Source organism: Vibrio sp. QJM3NY_27, assembly GCF_057785955.1.
Genome location: NZ_CM173512.1, coordinates 1,316,031 through 1,339,037 on the forward strand (window position 1 = coordinate 1,316,031; position 23,007 = coordinate 1,339,037).

The following is a 23,007-nucleotide window of genomic DNA, read 5'->3' on the forward strand; positions in this document are numbered from 1 at the left end:
ACTAGCGTTAGTTTGATGTCACTCGAAGATCGACTCTTCATTTTTAACAATCATTTGTCATTTTCATGTTGAGAGGTACGAAAACCCATCTACACTATGTTTATAACTGTTTGATTTTTATAAGAGGTGTCAATGAGTCGTAAACCTATAGTGTTAGTCGTGGATGACACCCCAAGTAACTTAGATGTGTTAACGGCAATCCTCAAAGATACCTATCAAGTTAAGGTCGCGATTAACGGTACTATCGGTATCAAAATAGCGAAGATGGTGCCGCAGCCAGATCTTATTCTCCTTGATATCATGATGCCTGACATCGATGGCTACGAAGTGTGCCGTCAATTAAAAGCTCAGCCAAATACTGCGCATATCCCCATTATATTCGTTACCGCAAAGATTGGCCCTGAAGCCGAAGTAAAAGGCTTGTCCTTAGGTGCTGTTGATTATTTAACGAAGCCAATTACACCTGAAATTGCACTACAACGTGTAAAAACCCATATTGCTCTTTATGACCAGCAACGAGCTTTGTTTAGTCAGGTGAAAGAGAAAACCCAAGAGATCAATCTCGGCAAACTAGAAACGCTCAACATATTGGGTAGAGCCGCTGAATTTAAAGATAACGAAACAGGCATGCATGTTATGCGCATGAGCCATTATTGCGAGATATTAGCCAAAGCCTTGGGCATGACAGACGAAGATGCCGAGACCTTACGTGATGCAGCGCCGATGCATGATATTGGCAAGATTGGCATTCCTGACAGTGTGTTACTGAAGCCAGGCAAATTGGATGCCGATGAATGGACCACCATGCAGAAACACGTCGAGTTCGGTGTTGAAATCCTTGGTAGGCAGGGCGATTCCAAACTGATGCGTATGGCCATTCAAGTCGCGCAGTATCACCATGAAAAGTGGGATGGCAGTGGTTACCCAAACCAGATAGCCGGCGAAGATATTCCATTGGTCGGACGAATTGCGGCCGTTGCTGACGTATTTGATGCCCTGACAGCAGAGCGTCCTTATAAGAAGGCTTGGAGTGTCGATGAGGCGCTGAGCTTGTTTGAAGAACAGAAAGGCAAGCATTTTGATCCGACTATCGTCGATCTTTTTTTCGTCAACTTGCCCGAAATACTAGCGATTAAAGAGAAATTTAAAGATGAATAAGCGCTTTGTTATATGGATTAAGCAGTGCTTTATACTCATTTCCAGTTTGTTGTTTCTTCTCATTGGTTTACCACATGCTCATGCCGTGAGTGTTAGTGAAGATGATTTAACCCGGTGGTTAGAAAGTAAACCTAAAGTGACCTTTATCGCGCTTTCCAGTCATTATCCTTATTCGTTTATTGATGATAGAGGGGAGGTGTCAGGTATCATTCGGGATTGGGCGAACGAGTTTGAACTCAATTATGGAATTGAAACGAACTTTATAAGTGTGAACTCTCATTCCGAAGCAAAGCAGGTCCTACTTGATGGGCGTGGCGATGTTTTTCCTTTCCAGCAATTCGACCCAAGCGAAGGTGGTCGATTTCTCGCTACTAGCCCTTATATTCCCTACCAAATCGCGGTGATTCTTCCTACCGACGACCCTACCACCGACAACATTGAGCAGTCCGATAAGCGGCGTATCGCCATGGTTCAAGATAGTATCGATCTAGAAAAGTCGGGGGTACAACTCAGCTCAATCGAAAGAGTCCAATTTGATACTGCGATTGATGCTATCCGAGCACTGGAAGATGGTTCAGTCGATGGGATGCTCGCCGAGCCCGTTACAACATTAAATCTTGCTCACAAGAGTGGTGTATACAGTTTAGCGGTCAATTACGTTCTCGACCGCTGGAAATACATAGAAGCTGCAATGGTTGTTCGAACTAAGGACACCGAATTGCTCGCTTTGTTAAACCAACAAATCGCAACGTTTGATATTGGGAAGAAAAACCGGATTCTATCGCATTGGTTAAAAGACTCACCCTACCGGACTCCAGTTAAAGGGGTGTTTGGTTTTGGTAATCCACCATACATGTACCCGGATAGCACTTCTGTCGGTATCGAACACGACATTATGCAAAGGGCTCTAAACAATATGGGCTATCGATTGGGTGACGTTGTCACGTTGCCTCGTAGTGCTGCGAAACAAGCCATCGATAACAATAGTTCGATATCGTTTGTCTCAGGGATACAGGCTGACGGCTCTTCAGTGCACTTTTTGAGTGACAAAGTCATGGATGTTGAGTTCGTGCCAGTTTCGTTAAAAAGACGTAACTTGAACCTCAAATCTGCCAAGAACCTATCTTTAGGTGCTTTGTTATTCGATGAAACATCACCAATAAAAAATTCTGTCGAACTACTTAAAGATAAGGTGAGCATCGATCGAATTGAAGATATTGATAGCTTAGAGTCTGCATTTTCTCAACTACGAGCACAAAATGTTGACTTGTTAATGGTCGAAAAACGGGTATTAAGATGGTTTGTTACAAATACTCGTTTCATTGAAATACGTGAAATCGAACTACACGAAGATTTTAAAGTCGACTATCCAATTTATGTTGATTTTAGAACGCCCAAGTTAAGAGACAGTTTTAACGAAGCGATTAAATATTTAAAGCAAACTGATGATGAGTTTGAACAGATACTTGAAACCCAAGTTAAGAATGATCTTACTTCTGTACTTAGAAAAGCCGATATTATCGCTCAAATCTCCGCTTACTTTATTGTGAATGACCGCTTCGAAGAACTTCCTGAGATCTTTGATATATTCGATGCTGAGCACACCTTTAAGGTTATTTCTGCTCAAGCGGATAATAATAAAAGACCTATTGAATCTTGGTATTTAGGCGAAGTATTAGATTCTTCACTGAGTAAAAAGAATACGTCTGAATTATCATCTGTTACCAAAGGCGCTGGTTATAAAACGCAAACAGGAAGTATAAATGCGGGCTTCATGACATTTTATTTTGATGTCAATTCGGTTGAGAGTAATTATGTGTATTTCCCTTCGATTGATCAATTTGAATCGTTTGGTGAAGGAGCTCAGCGTTATATTTCTGATGTTTACCAATCGAACAGCCTGACTGGTGAACTTCTTAATTTAAGTCAGAAAGAGCGTCAATGGATCAAAGACCATCCCGAACTAAAGATAGGTATCGACCCAAACTCATTACCTTATGAAGCCTTGTCAAACAAGGATGAATATATAGGGATGATTGATGATTACCTCAAGTTAATTGAACAAAAAACCGGACTGCGCCTTAGTCATGTCGACGTTGAAAGTTGGCAAGAAACGCGTCGCCTCGTTGATCATCGACGAGTACATTTAGTGTCAGCTGCGGTTGAGAATCGCTCACTAGGCGAAAGTGTAAAACCAGCAAAAGCGCTATTTTCTAGTCGCCTTGCGATAGCTTCAAGACGTGATGTAAATAGTATTGTGCTTAAAGAAGCTCAAGGTTGGAAGCTTGGAATATTAGCCAGTGGTGCTAATACCGAAGCCATTGTTGAAAGTTACCCAAATATCGAATGGGATCTTGTCGAATCCACCAAAGAAGGGTTGGATCGAGTTGAATCTGGTGAGCTCGATGGATTTATTGATACTGTCGATGTGTTGAATTATTTGATCAATTCATTTGGTTATCGAGGTATCGGAATTATTGGTCGATTGGATTTCTTTTTGTCGCCGACCTTACACGTCATTAAATCAGAGCCGTTATTACTGTCTATTGTTAACAAAGCAATAGGAAGTATCTCTGCAGAAGACCACCAAAAAATATCCGCTAAATGGGCGGCACCTAAAGCAATTGAAAAAGTTGATTACCAACTCGTTTATACGATCTCGATATTTTCCGTGGTGATAGTGTTGTTGATTGTATTTTGGAATAGGAAATTATCTAAGCAAATCACTATTGCTAATAACGCTACCGAAGCACTTCGTAAAGCACAAAATCAGCTTTACAACATTTTGAACACATCCCCGATAGCAGCGAGTGTTATTGTCGACGAACAAGTTCGTTATGCGAATGATACGGCGAAACGCCTTTTTGGAGTAGAACGAAGAGATCTCTCTTCTATTGATGTTGAAGTCGTTTATAACACTTTATCCGATCGTGATAATTTGTATAAAGAACTGAGTCTTAACGGTAAGGTTGTGAATAGGGAGTTAGTGCTTCGGAAATTTGATGGCAGTCGTTTTGTCGCCCTTGTTAGTTACTACCTACTCGAGCTTGATGGGGAAGTCGCGACTCTATTTTGGGCTTTTGATATTTCAGAAATGAAACGTCTAAATGAACAACTAGAAGAAGAGAAAAAGAGAGCCGATTTGGCGAGCCAAGCCAAATCTGAATTCTTAGCTAACATGAGCCATGAAATAAGAACGCCGATGAACGCGATTATTGGTTTATCTTATCTAGCGATTGGGGAAATATCTAACCCGGTTGCTCGAAATTATATCGAGAAAGTGCATCGTTCGGGCCATTCATTATTAACTATCATCAACGATATTCTTGATTTCTCAAAGATAGAAGCGGGTCAGCTTGTTATTGATAGTATTCCATTTGATCCTGTAACGACATTCAAAGATGTGATTGAGTTGATGGAGTCGAAAGCAATCGAAAAGCAGCTGAATTTATCAATGTCGATTGCACCGGAACTAGAGACGCCAATGCTTGGTGACCCATTGAGGCTATTTCAGGTAATCCTGAACCTTATTGGTAATGCCATTAAATTTACAGAGCATGGGCAAGTAACCTTAGCCGTTGAACTGGTCAAATCTGATGAGAACAGTGTGAGCATGAAGATCATGGTTTCGGATACTGGGATAGGCATATCAGAAGAGAACCGACATAAACTATTTCAAGCGTTTAGCCAGGCAGACAGTACCACCACACGTAGGTTTGGTGGCACAGGTTTAGGGCTTAATATCAGTCAAAAGCTTGTACAAGCCATGGGCAGTGAAATTTCAGTAGTGAGCATATTGGGACAGGGTAGTGAGTTCTCTTTCCCTTTGACGTTACCTCGATCGAACACAGAGGAACTCGCGGACTTTAAGTCGCAGGAACTTAAACTGGATTATCATATTGAGTTTAAAGGACAAAGGGTGTTGTTGGTTGAAGACAACGAGCTGAACCAAGATTTAGCTCTGGCATATTTTAGTCGTGCTAAATTGAATGCTGATCTAGCCGAAAATGGCGCAGAAGCCGTGGCGTTAGCTCAAACTAACGAGTACGAAATGATTTTTATGGACCTTCAAATGCCGATTATGGATGGCTTCGAAGCGACACGAAAAATTAGAGAGTTTGATACGAAAGTTCCTATCATTGCGATGTCGGCTAATGTATTCGCTGATGCAAAACAGAGAGCAAGAGACGCAGGGGTAACGGATTTCTTAGATAAGCCGATAATCATTGATAAAGCGACCTCTTTGCTTATCAAATACATCGTGCCAGAGGTGATGGTAGAAGAGAAGGTAGCGCCGTTAGATGGGCAGGCAGAGCAACTCGAAGGCCTAACAAATCAACCTAACAGCATTGATGTGATCAGTGTGTTTTCTCAGCAACGATTTGAACAGCTCACTCATCATGATGCAGAACTTCAAAACAAACTGATTGGGAAGTTCCATAGCAGAGCCCCAAGCATGATGGTTGATGCGGTTGATAATTTGGTACAAGACGATTGGATTACGCTTGAAAGAAACCTGCATACTTTGAAAAGTATGGCAGCGTCGATTGGCGGCCTCCGGTTTGCTGATTTGATGGGAGAGTTAGAAGATAGAGCTCACAATCGTTTGTGTGATGATCAAGCCCTCAGAGAAGGTGAGGCGAGGTTAGTTGAGCTTATTGCAGCAACGGAAAGCCAGATTGTGAAGCCACAAGTAGAATACATGAGTGAAGCAAGTGCGATGGGAACCGTGGTCAAAGAAGATCAAAGGGTTAAGCTACTCTCGCTGCTGGAAGCTTATGATAACGATGCAACGCAATACGTGGCCGAGTTACTTAAAGAGTATCCAAATTCTGTTGCGCTTAACGATGCGCAAAGTGCGTTAGATAATTATGACTTCGAGCGAGCCTGTCAGGTTCTCAGTACCTTGGAATAAGCCGCTTTGCTTAGTCGGCATATAACAGTTGCTGTCTTATCGCTATTACTGTCTGAATAATAAGTGCTTCAGTACTAAAGCCTTTAATCTTCTGGGTTAAAGGTTTTAAATTTAATCAACTAATCAACGCTTCTAACCACTCACGTTCTGTTTGATCAGATCGATAACCGTATCGTATCGGTGCGGCAGTTTTCGGTTTCGTTTTTGAACCAGATACAGTATTTCCTCAACCTCTATTTTGGGTGGCACAACGTGCAACTTGTCTCTTTCCGGGAAGTGCTCAACTGCACCTGCCGGTAAGACGGTAAAGCCTAACCCTTTCGATACTGGCAGCAAGATCTGGTGAAGCTGATTGATGTAGCCAGATCTTGGTATTTCATTAACGTTGATGTTCGCGAGATCCTTGTCTCCACACAGATCGAAATACAAAGACAGGTAGTGAGCAGAATCTGGATGCGCAATCAGGCCAATGTCGTGCAGTACTTGTGGAGTTATCTCTAAGTGAGCCAGACTGCTGTGAACGATGAGGCAGAGTGCTTCTTTACCAATGACTTGGCTCTGATAGTAACTGTCGTTTGGGGAGTGCCTAACAATGCCGATATCGGTGGTGCCTTGGATTAGGTCGTTCAATATCTTTTTGTTTGGAGCTGCTTCTAAGTTAATGCTCAGATCTTGGTGTTGCTGCTGAAGTTCAAGAAGCTTGGGATACAGACGTAAAGAGAGTGAACCCGAACAGGATAGATGACATTGCCCAGCATAAGGATTGTCAAAACTCAGAGATTCGAATAAATCTTCTTGGTCTTTTTCTAGCTTGAGCGCATAGCGATAAATAATCCGACCCTGTTCGGTCAGCTCGAAGCTTTTATTTTCTCTCGATAACAGGTCACAATTGCAAGCTTGTTCAAGCTTCTTGATGTGCTGGCTGACCCCTGGTTGTGTCATGTACAACTTTTCTGCGGTTTGGGTGAAATGTCCAACTTCAACCAGAGTCTTAAATGTATTGAGCCAAAGTGGATTAATCATACTCACCTTCAAATGCTAAAGCCTATAAATAATAGAAAATTATTATTATCTTAAGTAATGATAATTTCAACCCTAGGGCGTAAAGCAGCGAAGATCAAAGTATGCTGGATTGAATATTGTTCGAGGCAGAGCCTGCGGTTGTTTGCTGGAGTTCTTTTGAGTAACAAAGTGTTGCGACTTTGTTGATTATTTGGTCTATTGACCCACTGTGCTCATATTTAGGAACGAAGATGAATAGAAATGTTTGGCTGCTCTCACTGTGTCAGGCCTTATTGATGACGGGTAACATATTGTTGATCTCGGTGATTGGTTTGATCGGTAAGCAGATTGCGCCCAGTGTGAGCATGATTACCTTGCCGGTAGCACTGCAGTTTTTGGGTTTAATGGCAGCCACTATTCCTGCATCTTTAATTTCAGGAAAATTAGGACGAAAACGAGGGTTCAGTATCGGTAATGTGGTTGGCATTACAGGGGCGAGCCTTGCAACTTACGCTTTATCTCAGCAAAATTTCTATCTGTTTTGTTTCGCCACGTTCTTACTTGGGATAGGTATAGGTTTTGGCACGCTTTATCGTTTTGCTGCTATCGAAGTGTGTGATGAAAATGCACGACATCGCGCAATTTCTATATCGATGGCTGGTGGCGTTCTTGCTGCAGTACTCGGGCCTAACTTAGCGATCATGTCTCAACAATGGTCAGCAGATGGCTTGTACATTGGTGCTTTTGCTTCTTTGATTGGGTTGAATATTCTTGCGTTACTCATCTTACAAACCATTCAATTTCCTAAAGTCTCTTTTAATAGTCAGGCTCCCAAAGCCGATCCTTTAGGTGTGATCGTTAAAGCACCGAACTTTATTGGTGCGGTCTTTGCAGCCATGGTTGCTTACGCTGTAATGAACATTTTGATGACTGCAACGCCATTGGCAATGATTGGCTGTGGTTTTGACTTTACTAAAGCTGCTGGCGTGATTGAGTGGCACGTGTTGGGGATGTTTGTACCTGCATTTTTTACCGGATCACTTATCGAGAGGTTTGGCTCAAGAATGATGATCTTGGCGGGCGGGATTCTGTTCGTCGTCTGTATCGCGATTAACATTCATGGAGAATCTATTTGGCACTTCAGAGCGGCCTTGGTTGTGCTTGGTGTGGGTTGGAACTTCATGTTTATCGCGGCAACAGGTTTGTTTAGTCAGTCCTACCAATCGCAGAATAAAGCTAAGGCACAAGCGTTTAATGAATTTATTGTCTTTGGCTGTGTGACTATTACAGCGATGCTCTCTGGCTGGCTAGAATCGACAGCAGGGTGGCAGAACCTTAATATCTACGTATTACCATTCGTGTTAGCTGTTATCTTGCTGTTCGCATTTAGTGCTCGTAAATCGCGTATTCAAAAGCAGCCTGTGTAATGACTCATCGAATAGTGGTTCAGTAAATTCGTTACTGTGATTAGAACCCTAGTATCTCGAACTGCGACCAATAAAAAGCCCTACCAAATCGGTAGGGCTTTTGCTTACGGCTTAAATAATAACGTTTCCTTAAAACTGCTGTCTTGGCTCATGCTCGAAGACAACAGTGCTTAAGCTTGCTTGTAAGTACGTGTGATAGAGCCGCGTACTTATTTTGATGGTCTATCGTTTAAGACCTAAGACCTAAGACCTAAGACCTAAGACCTAAGACCTAAGACCTAAGACCCAAGATGAGCTACAGGTCGACCAAAATTGTCTTAGTCGTAATCCCACCTTGGTCATCGATTATCTTCAGAGTCACCTCGTGCTTTCCGTATGAAGGGAAGATAGAAGTGAATGTGCGACCTCGTTTCACCTTTCCGTTTGGAAGTGTCCACTCGGTATCAACAATACGACCATCGCTGTCTGAACTTGTAGACCACATGGTTACCCAACGACCCAAGTGAATGTACTTTGCACTCGCTTCTGGAAGGGCGTTTGGAGATTCAACACTCACTACGGAGCTAAATGAATCGGTAGCGCCTTTGTCGTCGACAACAGTCAAGTTCACCGTGTATTCACCGGCTTGCTCGTAAGACCAAGTTGGTGCCACTTCGTTACTTGTTGTGCCGTTGCCAAAGTCCCATAGATAACTGGCGATCTCACCGTCTTGATCAGAGCTGAAGTTGTTTGTAGAAACATTCAGACCGTTAACATTAAGCTCGAAGTTCGCAGTAGGAGCGATGTTGTGTTGGCTTACTTTAGATAAGCGCACCACGCCGTATTCGTTGTCGTTACTCTGATTCACAATATCAACGGCTAAACCAAACTCCGTCAGGATACGTCCTGAATCAGGCGCTTGAGGAGACGTGTAGTCTTGGTCGTCAGAGAAGCTAGCGTTACCAAGCAAACTAGTATCTTCAAGTACATCATTGTCGCTGTTCACAAGACGCATTGGGGTATGATCTTTGAGTGAGAACGCAGCATCACGAACTTGGTAACGAGTTTGAGCGACTTCACCAGATTTTTCCCAAGTCATGGCATTCTGGTCTGCATCGACCACACCTAACCAACCTTCACCTGGGTGTTTGCCTACCCAGTTATCAGTCAGTGACTCGTCTACGTACCAAATGATCAAACCCGGATCGAATGAGATAAGTTGCCCCATACGTTTGATGTTGGCTAGGCCTTCATCAACATCCATGTGGCTACGCCATTGCAGCAGGTAGTAGTGTTGCGCTTGGTGGAATCCATTGCTCAGCTTGTAGCCATTTAGGGCGAAGGTGGAGTTGCTTTCACCATCGTCTATTGAGGTGACTTCACCATCAACGACCACACTGAGGTTATCCAGATAGAAGCCTTCCATCGCCAAGCCACCATCGGTGATGTACTCAAATGACAGTTCTATTTCTTGGCCTACCCATTGTGAAACGTCAAACTCAGCGTCAATCCACCCGCCAGATTCGCCGCCAATAGTAGGAACGAGGCCAGTATTGTATGGGTCATCCATTGAGGTGATGTTGCCAGCTATTGCTTGTCCATTCACAAGCACGCGAGCGAAGTCGTAGTCTTTCTCAATTTCATACCACGTTTTGAACGAAAGCAATGCAGAATCACCGGCTGGAATCACCAACTTGCGTGTCATGCTGTTTTTCAGGTCATCGCCTTTTTGAGAGTGGAATGAATACTCTCCCTCAAAGGGTTTCAGACTTTCAATTTGCTTTTCAGGAAGATCGACCTTAATCATGTTCGGACGGCTGTTATCCGTTGTTTGGAACAGTGTATAAACTTGTGGGTTGTCTTCTAGGTCATCAATCGAGATTTGATCATCGTTAACCCAGCGACCACCAATCGATTTTTGTAGGAAGTGCTTTGCCCAAGAGCTGAATGCCGTTGGTTGTGTGCCACCGATTTGACCAGCCCAGCTGCCTGAAGACATGATTGACCAGTAAGATACTGGTTCACCCTTGCCTGTGTATTGTGTGTCGTATTCGTCTGGTAGACCCAAATCATGGCCATACTCGTGAGCACAGACACCCGCTGCCGCGTCAATCGGTTGAATGGTGTAATCAAATGCTGCGTATTGGCCACCAAAGCGGTCAGGAAGCGAGCTAGAGGTACCTTCAAGCACATGTGTGCGACCAAGGTTGAATCGGTGAGACCAGATAGCATCTGGGCCCAATACGCCACCACCGGCTTCTTCGCCAACAGATGCGTGGAACACCATTAGGTGATCAATCACACCATCGGGTTCACGGAAGTTCCCGTCACCGTCGTAATCGTAACGATCTTCGATGTCGTAGTCGGCTAGGTTGATGCTCGGATCTTGAGCCAATTGATTCAGTGCTTCACGAACCAGTTCCTGTGCGTTTAAGTCGTTGTCGGTGGTAGGGGAGTTGCCACCATAGAATGACGCAGGCTTAGAGGCGCGATACCAACCTGCCGCTTGACCTGCAACGCTGTAACTATCACCTGATTCGCTTTGGTAATATTGGCGCATCGAGATTAGGTTCTCGCCGTTGGGCCCTGTGTAGCCAGAATTTGAGAACAACAGCTCTTGATAATGCTCTGGGTTGTAGCTCTCATAGAGCATCTGCGTGTGCTCTTCGGTCAGCTTGTTATTATCCCAGTTCAAATCAGGGAAATCGACTAACAGAGCGAGTACTTTATCGGTACGCTTGGTGCCGACTTCTAAAGCAAAGACACTCGCTTTTTTAACACCGGATCCTTTTTCGATGGCTTTGAGTATTTTCGCTCGTTGCTCAAGTGCTTTTTTACCGAATTGAGCGTCGCCTTTAAAACCGGAATTGATCTTATTTTTTAAGTAACGGTCAAGTGCGTCGTGCTTTGCCACATCGGTTGCATCTTGGTCGACTAAGCCTTGTCTAACTAGCATTTCAATAAGTTTGTCTTCATTAACAACGCCTAAATCAATAGGTGTTTTTGCATAAATACTGACGCTAAATAGAGTAAGCATTGCTGAAGCCAACAATGTTTTTCTCATCATTTTCATTATATTTCCTTTTTATATTTCCATGTCGATATCAGTATCAACTGCCTTATTCGAATCAGTTGTCCGAGTCTGGCCTAATACACTCTTGTGGTGTCTTATTTAACTGACGTGTGTTTGCTGTATGTTTCGTACTTTCTATCTCTTTTGTATTGGTTGTCTCTTTTCTATTTTTTGAATCAAACGGAGTGCTCTTTACTTTTTTGGCGTTTAGATAGATACGCAAAGCTTCTTGATTGCCCTCATAGGTTAAGCCAGGGCAGATAACGCCTCGTTCAATCAATGACTTCAGCAATAGTTCGTCGTTCTCAATAGTGGAAGCCTGTGACAGTGAGGAAAAAATGAGAACCATTAAAGCCATTGTTTTGTGTGACATTCTTATATCAAGCCATCAGTTTTGATTATGTAACAAAATATATTTATAAAATTAACCAATCAAATGAATAATCATTACAAATCATTATTCGTTCCGGTTTCAACATTAAGAGTTAATATCAAATAAGGATGGTTATTTATTTTATTGTCAGCTATTTAATGGGTTTTGTTGAATGAATAGCTGATAGTTTGGATTTTTAATAACATTGGTTGGTAAGTGTTTATTATCTTGAGACCGCTTTATACAAGGTGTGGGGTGATAAATAATAAGATACGTTTTTATTATCGGTGTTTAAAAATTGCATTTAATAATTGAGTGTTTAGTAAATACCCATACTGAAATTATTTTCACTCTAAATATCAATAATTGGGGTGTTGAGAATGATTTTCAGTGTTTCAAGGGCGTGAAATTTAACAATAGTGGAGGTGATAGGAGCACCAAGTCGTAAAAAAGAGCCCGTATTTGAGTAATGCCAGTCAGTTAAGCTGACTGGCATTTTTTCTATTCGTTGCATATTTCTTAGGTTTCAGTTTCACCCAACGAGGATAACTTCTATCTTCTCTTCGAGGTGGTAGGATAAACATCGATATTTGCTGTAGTAGTACTTCATAGTGTTTGGGTAGTTTCCCAGGACTCGTTAAAGGTAAAGCTGCAAAGTATTGAGTCACAGCCATGGCACTACTCGTAAAGCTTAATTGATTCGGCCAGACGCTATCTAACTTGCTCGCTGCCTTTGTCATAACCTGCCTTATAAGGTTATAGGCTAACAAAATCCCCCAGAGCTCCTGTTTGACCATATCTGGGCGCTTACTTCGCAATGTATACTCACTATCAAGCAAGGTTTGCTTCATTTCCCTATAACCTAATTCGATTTCCCAACGGTAGCGATAGAGCTCTACAATGTCTTCACCAGGAAAGTGCAACCCATCACGCATTGATGTAAGCACCTGATATTTCTTTCCTTTGATAATTTTCGACACTAACCGTGCTTCTATTATCTCAGGGAGGTCACTGAATTTCTTTCTTGCTTGAGGTGTCGTTTTTATAGCAACGATAGCGTCACTCTGGCTATATTTATGAACGACTTCATACTGAAAGTCCTTTCTCACAGGGAGCATCCAATGTCTTTCTTGGCCTACTTTATTCCAGCGATTAAGTAGCCCTAGAGAGTAATATCCTTTGTCAAAAATAGTCAGAGAATGATCGGGGGTTTGTTCAATGAGTTCTTCTGCAAGGCGCATTTCGTTGGTTCGATAGTCAGAGAATGCACTATCGATTATCTGATGACTCGTAAGCTCCATCAGACAAACCATACGTACCTTAGGGTAAATATTTTCAGCTGATTGATTGCGCTGTGCTTTAAACTCTTGATGATTTTCAGGTGTATCTGTCGTTCTCCAAACGACACCATCGACGGATAGAAGGTTTAGTCCACACCAAGTTTCGAAGTTAGACGATTGATAGCTATGCGCTGCCATCTTCTTAAAGACTTGCTTAACACCTTCTTCGCCCAATCTCTGTCTCGCCTGAACAACAGCGCTTGGGGCAACAAAACGTTGTTTGTCTGGCAGGACAATATCGAGTTGATTAGCTATATCCCAAACAGATTGTTGTCGAAAAAGACTCATTCCTACAACGGACCAAAGTACAGCCTCTAAAGGTAAACGCCTTCTTCTCACCGTTGCGACCCCCGCTTGTTCGAAGCCTTGCTGAATAAGGTCTGGGCTAAGAATGTCAGAATATCTATCAAAGTGATGAAAGGTGTTACATGATCGAAAAGTATTCGCAAGTTGGCTTTCTAAAGACATAAAAAATCCGATATTAGTTTCCTAATATCGGATTTTGAAGCCTTTTGAGGATCGGTCAAATGATCTCACAAATTTCTTAACTGATCGGCATTACCCGTATTTGAGCTCTTTTCCTTTTATTCTCGTTGGCGATTTACTTATGACTGAGAGACATCACGATAAAAATAACGTTCACAAGTACGTGGATTCATGCGCTTAATGACGTTTGATATTAAGGCGATAACCAGCACTGAGAATACTAACCTTCCCCAAAATATGGTGTAAAAATCAGCCCCAATTAACATGATCAAAAGTGTATCTTCAATCAAACTGTGGAGTAGATTGAGCAGCATGATTGCAGTGAATACATCCCTCGCAGAGATATGTCCCTTTTTAGCTTCATTGATCAATAAGCCGCCGCCAAACGAAAGACCAAGCGTGATTCCAATAATGGTTAGGTTAGTCGCGTCCTTGCTGATTCCGAGTAGTCTCAAGAATGGTCTTAACAATATTGCCATGAGCTTTTCAACGCCTAGAATCTTTAAGATCTTGAGTAGCAGTAATAGTGCTGATATCACGATGAAGATAACGGCAAAGCTCTTTAGCTGCTCAATAGCCCATCCAAGATAGCTAGTGTCTCCAGATACTTCAGGCTGCCAAAGCACGGTTGCTGGGTAGTTGAGCAAATCCCCGTATTGATAACTGAGATTGAGTAACCATGCCAGCACCAAGCTACCACCGACTCTCACTGATAGGGTAGCCAGCCAACTCACACCCGCCTTTTTAGCTATTGCACCCTCAATCGGTAATGAATGCGCTAGTAGCATCATGCTGCCTAAAACCGAGGCTTGAGCAACCGTTAAGGGAGCATCGGAATTAATAAGAATAATCAGTCCCGCATAGATGTTAGTGAGTATGGTTGTTGCCCATACCAAGCCCATTTCTTTCGGTAATCCGACGCTTTGCATTATTGGGCTTAGCCATTCGCTAAGAATCACGACGCCGCCAAGTTCTTCAACGATCTTTATCACGATGATGATTGGAATCATGATTCGGAAAAGAGTCGAGGTGACATCGAAAATCTCTCTGAGGAGTTCTTTAAAAAATTGATAGATTGATTTCATAGTTACGACCATGGTTCGATTGTTTGGAATGAGAAGATCTTACCTTGATTATTGTGATGGTTATTTCAAAATCTATATCAATATTCAACTCCAATTTTTTATTTGTTGTAGTATTAGAAATTATTGGTCACAAAATTAGAGTTTTGAGAAATTATGGAAATTGATCGTATAGATAGGAATATTCTCGTTGAACTGCAGAAGAACAACCGAATCCCAAACCTCACATTGGCTGAGATGGTTGGGTTATCGCCTCCGGCTTGCTTAAAGCGAGTGAAACGATTGAGAGAGGAAGGCGTGATTGTGAGTGATGTGTCTATCATCAACCCAGAACTTACAGGCAGTAAGATGACTTTGGTTGTGTCCGTAGAAATGGAACGAGACCGAGGGGATATTTATCAGATCTTTCGCCATTCTATTTCTAAGGCGTCAGAGGTCACGCAGTGCTATCAGATATCGGGCAGTTTTGACTTCATGTTGATTGTGACGGTCAAAGACATTCAAGCCTACGAAGATTTTGTTGAACGAGTACTGCGCAAAGATTTAAACATTCGCAAGTTCCATACCTCTGTTTCTATGAGAACCGTGAAATTTACCACTGCAGTTAACTTAGATGAGTCATGACCGCTAATTTGAGAAGAGAAGAGAAAAGACGTGAAGCTTTGAGCTTTGTGAGGTGTCAGGCGTATTTTTGTATAAATAGCAGGCATTTACATAAAATGTGACGTTCACATTTTGTCATAACTTTAATAATTGTATATATTCCTCGCCTAAAACAATAATTAACAAAAGTTAATATAAATGACTGTCAGTTCATCTTCTCAATCTCGTGAAACGCTTCTAAGCGAAAACGAACAACTTGTCTCGACTACCGACCTTAAAGGTGTGATTACTTACAGTAATGATGCTTTTTGTCGCATCGCAGAATACAGCCAACAAGAATTGCTAGGGCAACACCACAATATCGTGAGGCATAATGATATGCCGAAAGCGGCTTTTGCCGATATGTGGGTTAACCTAAAGCAGGGTAAAGCGTGGCGCGGTATCGTAAAAAATAAAACCCAATCTGGTGGTTACTACTGGGTTGATGCTTACGTTACCCCTATTTATGATGGCGGGAAGGTGAGTGGCTACCAATCGGTTCGTGTTAAGCCTAAAAACGAATGGGTACAAGTCGCGGATAAGGCTTACCAAAGCTTATTGAAGGCTGAGAAGTCGGGTCGTCAATGGTCGTTACAGATCAGTGACAGTGTTCGTTACGCAGTGTTACTCGGTTCTTTAGCTGCCCCTTTGATTTCAAACCTAATCGAAGTAGGGCAAGTATCGCAATGGTTATTGAGCTTACTTCCTGTTTCCGCATTAGCATTGCTTTTCCGACAAGAGGTCATTGATACTCCATTGCAGTTAAAAAAGCTGCAATCTAAATTCGATAGTGTCAGTCGCCTTGTCTATTCAGGCAATAGTCAGTTCTCTATTGCCGATTTCCATCTGAAGTTGCTGTCTGCTCGAATCAGAACAGTGTTAGGCCGTATGACAGACTCAGCCAAGCCACTGCAGGATTTGGCGGACAACCTGAATGCCACGTCATTTGAAGTATCAGAAGCCTTAGACCAACAAACAAAAGACATCCTTCAAGTACGAGAGGCGACTGAAGAAGTTGAAGTAACCGCGAATGAAGTGTCATCTCGTACCGAAGAAGCGCATCAAATTGTCGACGTTACTCTGCAAACCTGTGCGGGTGCGAAAGAGAGTATTAATCAAACACACCGTAACCTCGAAAGCTTGGCTTCACAGGCTGAAAAGGCGACTCAAACGACTTACCAATTGAGCGACCAAGCGCAAAGTGTCAGCAAGATAATGGAAGAGATTGGTGGAATCGCCGAACAGACCAACTTATTGGCACTAAACGCAGCAATTGAAGCGGCTAGAGCGGGCGAGCAAGGGCGAGGCTTTGCGGTGGTTGCCGACGAAGTACGTGCACTATCGGGTCGCACGTCAAAGGCGACGGTTCAGATCAAAGAGAGTATCGACACCATGCTAGCGACGATTGAAGGCTGGCAAAAGGATATTCTGGCGAACCGAGAGCAAACGGACGCGTGTGGGGATGTGGCGAAGGTGAGTGCAGAGCGCTTGTCTGAAGTCGAAACCTTAATGCAATCGATGAACGATTTGATGCAGTCGGTTGAAAGCTCCGCGCATAAACAGCGTCAGCTATCGAGTGATGTAAACCTGCATATGCAGTCTATCGCGTCGACCGCCGAGCAAAACTTAGTGGCAACACATTCCGTGAAAGATCACTCCACTGAGCTAAAAGAGCAAGTGAATGAGTTCTATCACTTGGCGAAGCGCTTCGAAGAGAAATAACCGTTAAAGACAAGCTGAATGAGAGATAAGAGAAAGCCTTGCGAAATTTGCAGGGCTTTTTTGTGAGCTAAAAGAACAGATAACAGATAACAGATAACAGATTAACAGGCAACAGATACAAAAAAGCCCTACTCAAAAGAGTAGGGCTTTCTATTATGTGCTTAGAAATCAGCTAACGGATTAGCAGACTAAGCAAGAATCTCTTTTGCTGTGTTTACTACGTTTTCAGTAGTGAAACCGAACATCTTGAATAGCTCGCCTGCTGGTGCAGATTCGCCGAACGTTGTCATGCCGATGATCTTGCCACCGAAGCCAACGTACTTGTACCAGAAGTCAGCGATGCCAGCTTCTACTGCGATACGTGCTGTTACGTCAGCTGGAAGCACAGACTCACGGTATTCAGCGTCTTGCTTATCGAAAGCGTCAGTTGCAGGCATAGATACTACGCGTACCGCTTTACCTTCAGCTGTTAGTTCAGCAGCAGCGCTAACCGCTAGCTCAACTTCAGAACCCGTTGCAATGATGATTAGCTCTGGCTTGCCAGCACAATCTTTCAGGATGTAACCACCCTTAGCGATGTTTGCTACTTGCTCAGCGTCACGATCTTGTTGTGCTAGGTTTTGACGAGAGAAGATAAGTGCAGAAGGACCATCTTTACGCTCGATTGCCAGTTTCCAAGCAACAGCAGACTCAACTTGGTCACATGGGCGCCATGTGCTCATGTTTGGAGTCAGACGTAGAGATGCGATCTGCTCAACAGGTTGGTGAGTAGGACCATCTTCGCCTAGGCCGATAGAATCGTGCGTGTAAACTTGGATGTTCTGAGTCTTCATCAGAGCAGCCATACGCATTGCGTTACGTGCGTATTCCATGAACATTAGGAACGTTGCGCCGTATGGTACGAAACCACCGTGCAGAGCGATACCGTTCATGATAGCCGTCATACCGAATTCACGTACACCGTAGTGGATGTAGTTACCAGAGAAGTCATTTGCTTCAAGAGACTTAGAACCAGACCACATAGTTAGGTTAGAAGGCGCAAGGTCAGCAGAGCCGCCCATGAATTCAGGTAGCATAGCACCGAAAGCTTCTAGTGCATTTTGAGATGCTTTACGTGATGCGATGTTTGCTGGGTTAGCTTGAAGATCAGCGATGATTGCCGATGCTTTCTCTTCCCATTCAGCAGGAAGATCACCGTTTACGCGGCGTTTGAATTCAGCTGCCAGCTCAGGGTATGCTGCTTCATAAGCTGCAAGTTTCTCGTTCCACGCTGCTTCCTTAGCTGCGCCTGCTTCTTTCGCATCCCACTCTGAGTAAACTTCCGACGGAATTTCAAAAGGACCGTGCTCCCAACCTAGTTGCTTACGAGTTGCTGCGATTTCATCAGCGCCTAATGGTGCACCGTGACAGTCGTGCGTACCTGCTTTGTTTGGAGAACCAAAGCCGATTACAGTTTTAGTACAGATTAGAGTAGGACGAGGATCCGCTTTAGCTGCTTCGATAGCTGCGTTGATAGCGTCAGCATCGTGACCATCAACTGCTGGGATTACGTGCCAGCCGTAAGCTTCAAAACGCTTAGGCGTATCGTCAGAGAACCAACCTTCAACTTCGCCATCGATAGAGATGCCGTTGTCATCCCAGAAAGCAACCAGCTTACCAAGACCTAGCGTACCTGCTAGAGAACATGCTTCGTGAGAAATACCTTCCATCAGACAGCCATCACCCATGAATGCATAAGTGTAGTGGTCTACGATGTCGTGGCCTTCTTTGTTGAACTGTGCTGCCAGCGCTTTCTCAGCCATCGCCATACCAACAGCGTTAGTGATGCCTTGACCTAGAGGACCAGTCGTTGTTTCTATACCTGGTGCGTAGCCGTACTCTGGGTGACCTGGAGTCTTAGAGTGCAGTTGACGGAAGTTCTTAAGGTCTTCAATTGAAAGCTCGTAACCTGCTAGGTGAAGCAGAGAGTAAATCAGCATAGAGCCGTGGCCGTTAGACAGGATAAAACGGTCACGGTCAGCCCACTCTGGGTTTGACGGGTTGTGGTTTAGGTGAGAGCGCCAAAGTACTTCAGCGATGTCAGCCATGCCCATAGGTGCGCCAGGGTGACCAGAGTTTGCTTGTTGTACGCCGTCCATGCTTAGAGCACGGATCGCGTTAGCTAGATGTTTGCGGTTCATAATTGCTTCCAAAATTGATTCGAAATTAAAAATTCGTGGATAGATGTAAAAGAGGAACGAAATTCGTTCCTCTTATTTATTCAGTAGTGACTACAGCTTAGCTGCGATCATGTCTTCTAGTTTGCCTTGGTCAACGGCGAAGTTGCGGATGCCTTCAGCTAGCTTCTCTACAGCCATTGGGTCTTGGTTGTGATCCCATAGGAACTCAGCGTGAGTCATTGCAGCAGGACGCTCTTTAGTACCGTTAGAGTCGATTAGCTTCTCTACTACTTCGCCTTCAGCTGCTTCTAGGTCAGCTAGAAGTTGAGGAGCGATAGTTAGACGGTCACAGCCAGCAAGTTCAAGGATCTCACCGATGTTACGGAAGCTTGCGCCCATAACAACAGTCTTGTAACCGTGCTCTTTGTAGTAGTTGTAGATGTCTGAAACAGAGATTACGCCTGGATCTTCTGAAGCTTCGAAATCGCGACCTTCTTTCGCTTTGTACCAGTCCATGATGCGACCAACGAAAGGAGAGATAAGGAATACGCCAGCTTCAGCACAAGCACGAGCTTGAGCGAAAGAGAATAGAAGCGTTAGGTTACAGTTGATGCCTTCTTTCTCTAGGATTTCAGCAGCACGGATGCCTTCCCAAGTAGAAGCCAGTTTGATAAGGATGCGGTCGTTAGTGATGCCAGCGTCGTTGTACATTTTGATAAGTTGACGAGCTTTAGCAACGCTGCCTTCCATGTCGTAAGAAAGACGAGCATCTACTTCAGTAGAGATACGGCCAGGTACAACGTTAAGGATTTCTTTACCGATGTTCACGTTAAGCATGTCACAAGTGTCTTGAACTTGTTGTGCTTTATCAGCGCTTTGCGCTTTAGCGTATTCGATAGAAGCATCGATTAGAGGTGCGTACTCAGCAATTTGAGCGGCTTTAAGAATTAGAGATGGGTTAGTTGTTGCATCTTCCGGAGTGTACTTGCTGATAGCTTCGATATCGCCAGTGTCAGCTACAACAGTTGTTAGTTTACGAAGTTGCTCTAATTTATTGCTCATTTTGATCATCCTATGTATCGCAGAACACCCCTTTAATGGGAGGTGTGGGCATTTGCAAGCGAACTAATGAAGTTCCTCATGGTTGTACCAGTGAGCCTAACTTACATTAATTTAAATTTTTCTCCGAACGAACATTTGCACAGAACATTTGTTCGCTCGATGAGTAAATGATGTAGCCATATTTATCCGATCTAGCCCCAAAGTCAACGGTAAATAGTGCCGTATGGTGACTTCAGTCAAATATATTTCGCTCTAGTAATCATGGGGTATGCAAGCAAACGTTTAACGAACAAAGTGATGTGAATTAATCAACAACGAAACTATGGTTATGACGCTGAGCAAATGTTCCTTGTTGTTACATATGTTCAGGGTGTAAGCTTGTGTATCACTTACTGAGCTCTCCTATATTAGGAAGTACAGCAGGTAAAATAATTGTTAAATATTGGTTGAGTGGTATATGAGTAAGAATATCCAAGATGTTTCCGAAGAAAACACTGATCTCCTCACTGAAGTAGCGGTTGCTTACTATCAAGATGGTGCCACCCAGGAAGAGATCTCTAAAAAGTTCTCTATCTCTCGTGCAAAGGTTGGTCGAATGCTCAAGCAAGCTCGCGATGAAGGGATTGTCGAGATTACAGTGAAATACCATCCTGTATTCAGTGCGAAGATCGAACAACGTTTGATCGAGCGCTTTGGCGTGAAGCGGGCACTGGTTGCACTAGACCAACCGAATGAAGAGAAGCAACGACTGCAAGTGGCTGGTTTAGTCTCTAACTATCTTACCAGTACACTGAAAAACGGCATGGTGGTGACAGTAGGCCAAGGTCGAAACGTATCGTCGGTTGCTCACCATACTGGGGTGATTACACCGCGTGACTGTAAGTTTGTATGTGGTATCGGCGGTATTCACCCAAGAGGCGGTATGTTTAATGCCGACCATATATGTAGACAACTAGCTAAGAAGTACGGTGGTTCATCAGAAACTTTATATGCGCCTGCTTATGCAGAGAATAAAGCACAAAAAACCGCTTTTATGGAAAACAGTACTGTTAAGCAAACACTGGATCTAGCTCGTAAAGCGGATGTCGCATTAGTGGGTATCGGTGATATGAGTGAAAACAGCTATATGGTCGACTTAGGTTGGTTTACCGCGGGTGAGGTAGTACAGTCTCGTTTACTACAAGGTGTCGTCGGTGACTTTGCGGGTTATGACTTTTTCGACGTACACGGCAAAGCAGCAAACACAGTAATGAGTGATCGAGTCATCGGCTTAGGTTTGGAAGAGTTTCGTCCTATCGCTGAAGTAATCGCCATTGCTGCCGAGAACAGTAAGCCATTAGCTCTGTTAGGTGCGTTAAGAACTGGCGTGGTTGACGTGATTGCGACCAGTGTAAGTAATGCATTAACGGTACTTAACTTGGATGAGCAGATGAAGCATGTTGAACTGATTGATAAAAACTAAAGAGAAGACAAAGGAGATATACTTTATTGTCCTATCCCTTGTTGTTCTTACGAAAATGAGCTTCATTCGTCACTAAAACTGGAATCTATCTAGGTTCCCGTTTTGCATTTCTGTTTATAATTTAGATGTAAAACACTGATAAAATTAACTTTATTATAGTCAGGGTGACCTCTAACCTATTGAAATACTCTGTTCTAAATTGAGCTTGAATAAGTCGATAAAGGAACGGGTCTTTTTTGATAAAGAATTGGCAGACGGGTAGAGCATAGTTAAGCTCAATTTTGGGAAAACAACATCGGGTAATACATGTACTAGGCTCGAATCGTCAACCGAACGTGTCAGGTATATATCAGGTAGAAAAGCAATACCGCGGTGTTGTAAGGCTAACTTGAGTAAGAGGTTTAGGTCATCAGATTTTAAGTGTACTTTAATGGACTTATCAAGAAAGTCTGCACTGTATCTATTGGATAAAATACGATGGAGTTTCAGGTCATTTAACGTATCACAGAATGGGTGAGATTCTAGGTATTTTTTGGTCGCTACGAGCCGAGATCCGTACTGCAGTAAGTTAAACTGAATATAACTATCATCAATGACTTCAACAACATTAGGTAGTATTTGTAGATCAAAACCATATCGTTTTAAATCTACACTGTCTTGGTGATTTTCAATTTCTATTTGTACGTTGGGAAATTGTGCTGAGTAGTCATCAATAGTTGAGTTAAAGATGCTTGAGCTCATCAAAGCCGAAGGAATCGCAAGACGTAAAAGACCATTAAAATCTCTCTGGCTCTCCTGTAAAGCTTCTACTCCTTGTTCGATATGATAAACCTGCTTAGCCACCAATTCGTAAAAATGTCTCCCAGATTCTGTCAATTCAATATTGCGTGTCGTGCGAATAAGCAACTCTGAACCCAACGAAAATTCTAAAGCTTTTAGGCGACGACTAACCTTGGAACGCTGCATATCGTTTGCTTTAGCTGCAGCACTTATTCCGCCATGAAGTACGACTTGTGAAAAAAGTCGGATATCGTCAAAATTTGCTTTCATTGTCCTATTTTTAGCTCAAATGGGGGCTTTTTATGAGCATACCAGAATGACCTTGTTATGACTATAATTGCACAA

Annotated in this window: 14 protein-coding genes; 6 read left to right on the plus strand and 8 right to left on the minus strand. The window is 43.2% G+C overall.

All coding sequences use genetic code 11. From position 1 onward, the window contains the following. Window positions 1-132 precede the first annotated feature (132 nt). Both AC3CIA_RS21515 and AC3CIA_RS21520 read left to right on the plus strand, forming a co-directional pair. Complete coding sequence (locus tag AC3CIA_RS21515) at window positions 133-1,158, plus strand: HD-GYP domain-containing protein (RefSeq protein ID WP_054545659.1); 1,026 nt, start codon at window positions 133-135, stop codon at window positions 1,156-1,158. Continuing rightward, entirely contained in the window at window positions 1,151-6,073 is a 4,923-nt protein-coding gene (locus AC3CIA_RS21520; protein ID WP_488519025.1) for an ATP-binding protein, read from the plus strand. Before AC3CIA_RS21515 ends, AC3CIA_RS21520 begins: the two co-directional genes overlap by 8 nt. A gap of 132 nt (window positions 6,074-6,205) precedes the next feature. On the opposite strand, the gene AC3CIA_RS21525 is transcribed toward AC3CIA_RS21520, so the two are convergent. Further along, the gene (locus AC3CIA_RS21525; RefSeq protein WP_488519026.1) at window positions 6,206-7,096 is read right to left on the minus strand and encodes a LysR family transcriptional regulator; all 891 of its coding nucleotides are present in this window, start codon (window positions 7,094-7,096) and stop codon (window positions 6,206-6,208) included. A 230-nt stretch (window positions 7,097-7,326) separates the two neighbouring features. On the opposite strand from AC3CIA_RS21525, the gene AC3CIA_RS21530 reads away from it, so the two are divergent. Beyond that, window positions 7,327-8,502 (plus strand): MFS transporter, encoded by a 1,176-nt coding sequence (locus AC3CIA_RS21530; RefSeq protein ID WP_054545657.1) that lies wholly within the window; start codon window positions 7,327-7,329, stop codon window positions 8,500-8,502. A gap of 295 nt (window positions 8,503-8,797) precedes the next feature. Here AC3CIA_RS21530 and AC3CIA_RS21535 read toward each other — a convergent pair whose 3' ends face one another. The 4 genes from AC3CIA_RS21535 to AC3CIA_RS21550 form a co-directional block, all read right to left on the minus strand. Then, a complete protein-coding gene (locus AC3CIA_RS21535; protein WP_488519027.1) occupies window positions 8,798-11,554 on the minus strand; it encodes an immune inhibitor A domain-containing protein in 2,757 nt (918 codons plus the stop codon). 55 nt (window positions 11,555-11,609) lie between these two features. Beyond that, complete coding sequence (locus AC3CIA_RS21540) at window positions 11,610-11,927, minus strand: hypothetical protein (protein ID WP_474357232.1); 318 nt, start codon at window positions 11,925-11,927, stop codon at window positions 11,610-11,612. A 476-nt stretch (window positions 11,928-12,403) separates the two neighbouring features. Continuing rightward, window positions 12,404-13,735, minus strand: a complete 1,332-nt coding sequence (locus AC3CIA_RS21545) for an IS4 family transposase (protein WP_488518170.1) — start codon at window positions 13,733-13,735, stop codon at window positions 12,404-12,406. A 137-nt stretch (window positions 13,736-13,872) separates the two neighbouring features. Next, complete coding sequence (locus AC3CIA_RS21550) at window positions 13,873-14,838, minus strand: hypothetical protein (RefSeq protein ID WP_488519028.1); 966 nt, start codon at window positions 14,836-14,838, stop codon at window positions 13,873-13,875. A 153-nt stretch (window positions 14,839-14,991) separates the two neighbouring features. On the opposite strand from AC3CIA_RS21550, the gene AC3CIA_RS21555 reads away from it, so the two are divergent. Both AC3CIA_RS21555 and AC3CIA_RS21560 read left to right on the plus strand, forming a co-directional pair. Further along, window positions 14,992-15,459, plus strand: a complete 468-nt coding sequence (locus AC3CIA_RS21555; protein WP_017086398.1) for an Lrp/AsnC family transcriptional regulator — start codon at window positions 14,992-14,994, stop codon at window positions 15,457-15,459. Between the two features lie 177 nt (window positions 15,460-15,636). Next, window positions 15,637-17,199 carry a methyl-accepting chemotaxis protein gene (locus AC3CIA_RS21560; RefSeq protein WP_488519029.1) on the plus strand — a complete coding sequence of 521 codons (1,563 nt, stop codon included), beginning with the start codon at window positions 15,637-15,639 and terminating at the stop codon, window positions 17,197-17,199. A gap of 188 nt (window positions 17,200-17,387) precedes the next feature. Here the strand turns inward: AC3CIA_RS21560 and tkt are convergent, their stop codons facing one another. Both tkt and tal read right to left on the minus strand, forming a co-directional pair. After that, window positions 17,388-19,379, minus strand: a complete 1,992-nt coding sequence (gene tkt, locus AC3CIA_RS21565; RefSeq protein ID WP_065207112.1) for a transketolase — start codon at window positions 19,377-19,379, stop codon at window positions 17,388-17,390. Window positions 19,380-19,469: 90 nt separating this feature from the next. Continuing rightward, the gene (tal, locus tag AC3CIA_RS21570; protein WP_029224345.1) at window positions 19,470-20,420 is read right to left on the minus strand and encodes a transaldolase; all 951 of its coding nucleotides are present in this window, start codon (window positions 20,418-20,420) and stop codon (window positions 19,470-19,472) included. 457 nt (window positions 20,421-20,877) lie between these two features. On the opposite strand from tal, the gene AC3CIA_RS21575 reads away from it, so the two are divergent. After that, window positions 20,878-21,882, plus strand: a complete 1,005-nt coding sequence (locus AC3CIA_RS21575) for a sugar-binding transcriptional regulator (RefSeq protein WP_054545652.1) — start codon at window positions 20,878-20,880, stop codon at window positions 21,880-21,882. Window positions 21,883-22,053: 171 nt separating this feature from the next. Here the strand turns inward: AC3CIA_RS21575 and AC3CIA_RS21580 are convergent, their stop codons facing one another. Next, window positions 22,054-22,932 (minus strand): LysR family transcriptional regulator, encoded by an 879-nt coding sequence (locus AC3CIA_RS21580; RefSeq protein ID WP_488519030.1) that lies wholly within the window; start codon window positions 22,930-22,932, stop codon window positions 22,054-22,056. Window positions 22,933-23,007 lie beyond the last annotated feature (75 nt).

Excerpts from the sequence above, each read along its gene's own strand:
- AC3CIA_RS21540 (WP_474357232.1), bottom strand. The coding sequence starts at position 11,927 with ATGTCACACAAAACAATGGCTTTAATGGTTCTCATTTTTTCCTCACTG.
- tkt (WP_065207112.1), bottom strand. The coding sequence starts at position 19,379 with ATGAACCGCAAACATCTAGCTAACGCGATCCGTGCTCTAAGCATGGAC.
- AC3CIA_RS21520 (WP_488519025.1), top strand. The coding sequence starts at position 1,151 with ATGAATAAGCGCTTTGTTATATGGATTAAGCAGTGCTTTATACTCATT.
- AC3CIA_RS21530 (WP_054545657.1), top strand. The coding sequence starts at position 7,327 with ATGAATAGAAATGTTTGGCTGCTCTCACTGTGTCAGGCCTTATTGATG.
- AC3CIA_RS21580 (WP_488519030.1), bottom strand. The coding sequence starts at position 22,932 with ATGAAAGCAAATTTTGACGATATCCGACTTTTTTCACAAGTCGTACTT.
- AC3CIA_RS21515 (WP_054545659.1), top strand. The coding sequence starts at position 133 with ATGAGTCGTAAACCTATAGTGTTAGTCGTGGATGACACCCCAAGTAAC.
- AC3CIA_RS21555 (WP_017086398.1), top strand. The coding sequence starts at position 14,992 with ATGGAAATTGATCGTATAGATAGGAATATTCTCGTTGAACTGCAGAAG.
- AC3CIA_RS21550 (WP_488519028.1), bottom strand. The coding sequence starts at position 14,838 with ATGAAATCAATCTATCAATTTTTTAAAGAACTCCTCAGAGAGATTTTC.
- AC3CIA_RS21545 (WP_488518170.1), bottom strand. The coding sequence starts at position 13,735 with ATGTCTTTAGAAAGCCAACTTGCGAATACTTTTCGATCATGTAACACC.
- AC3CIA_RS21575 (WP_054545652.1), top strand. The coding sequence starts at position 20,878 with ATGAGTAAGAATATCCAAGATGTTTCCGAAGAAAACACTGATCTCCTC.
- AC3CIA_RS21525 (WP_488519026.1), bottom strand. The coding sequence starts at position 7,096 with ATGATTAATCCACTTTGGCTCAATACATTTAAGACTCTGGTTGAAGTT.
- AC3CIA_RS21560 (WP_488519029.1), top strand. The coding sequence starts at position 15,637 with ATGACTGTCAGTTCATCTTCTCAATCTCGTGAAACGCTTCTAAGCGAA.
- AC3CIA_RS21535 (WP_488519027.1), bottom strand. The coding sequence starts at position 11,554 with ATGAAAATGATGAGAAAAACATTGTTGGCTTCAGCAATGCTTACTCTA.
- tal (WP_029224345.1), bottom strand. The coding sequence starts at position 20,420 with ATGAGCAATAAATTAGAGCAACTTCGTAAACTAACAACTGTTGTAGCT.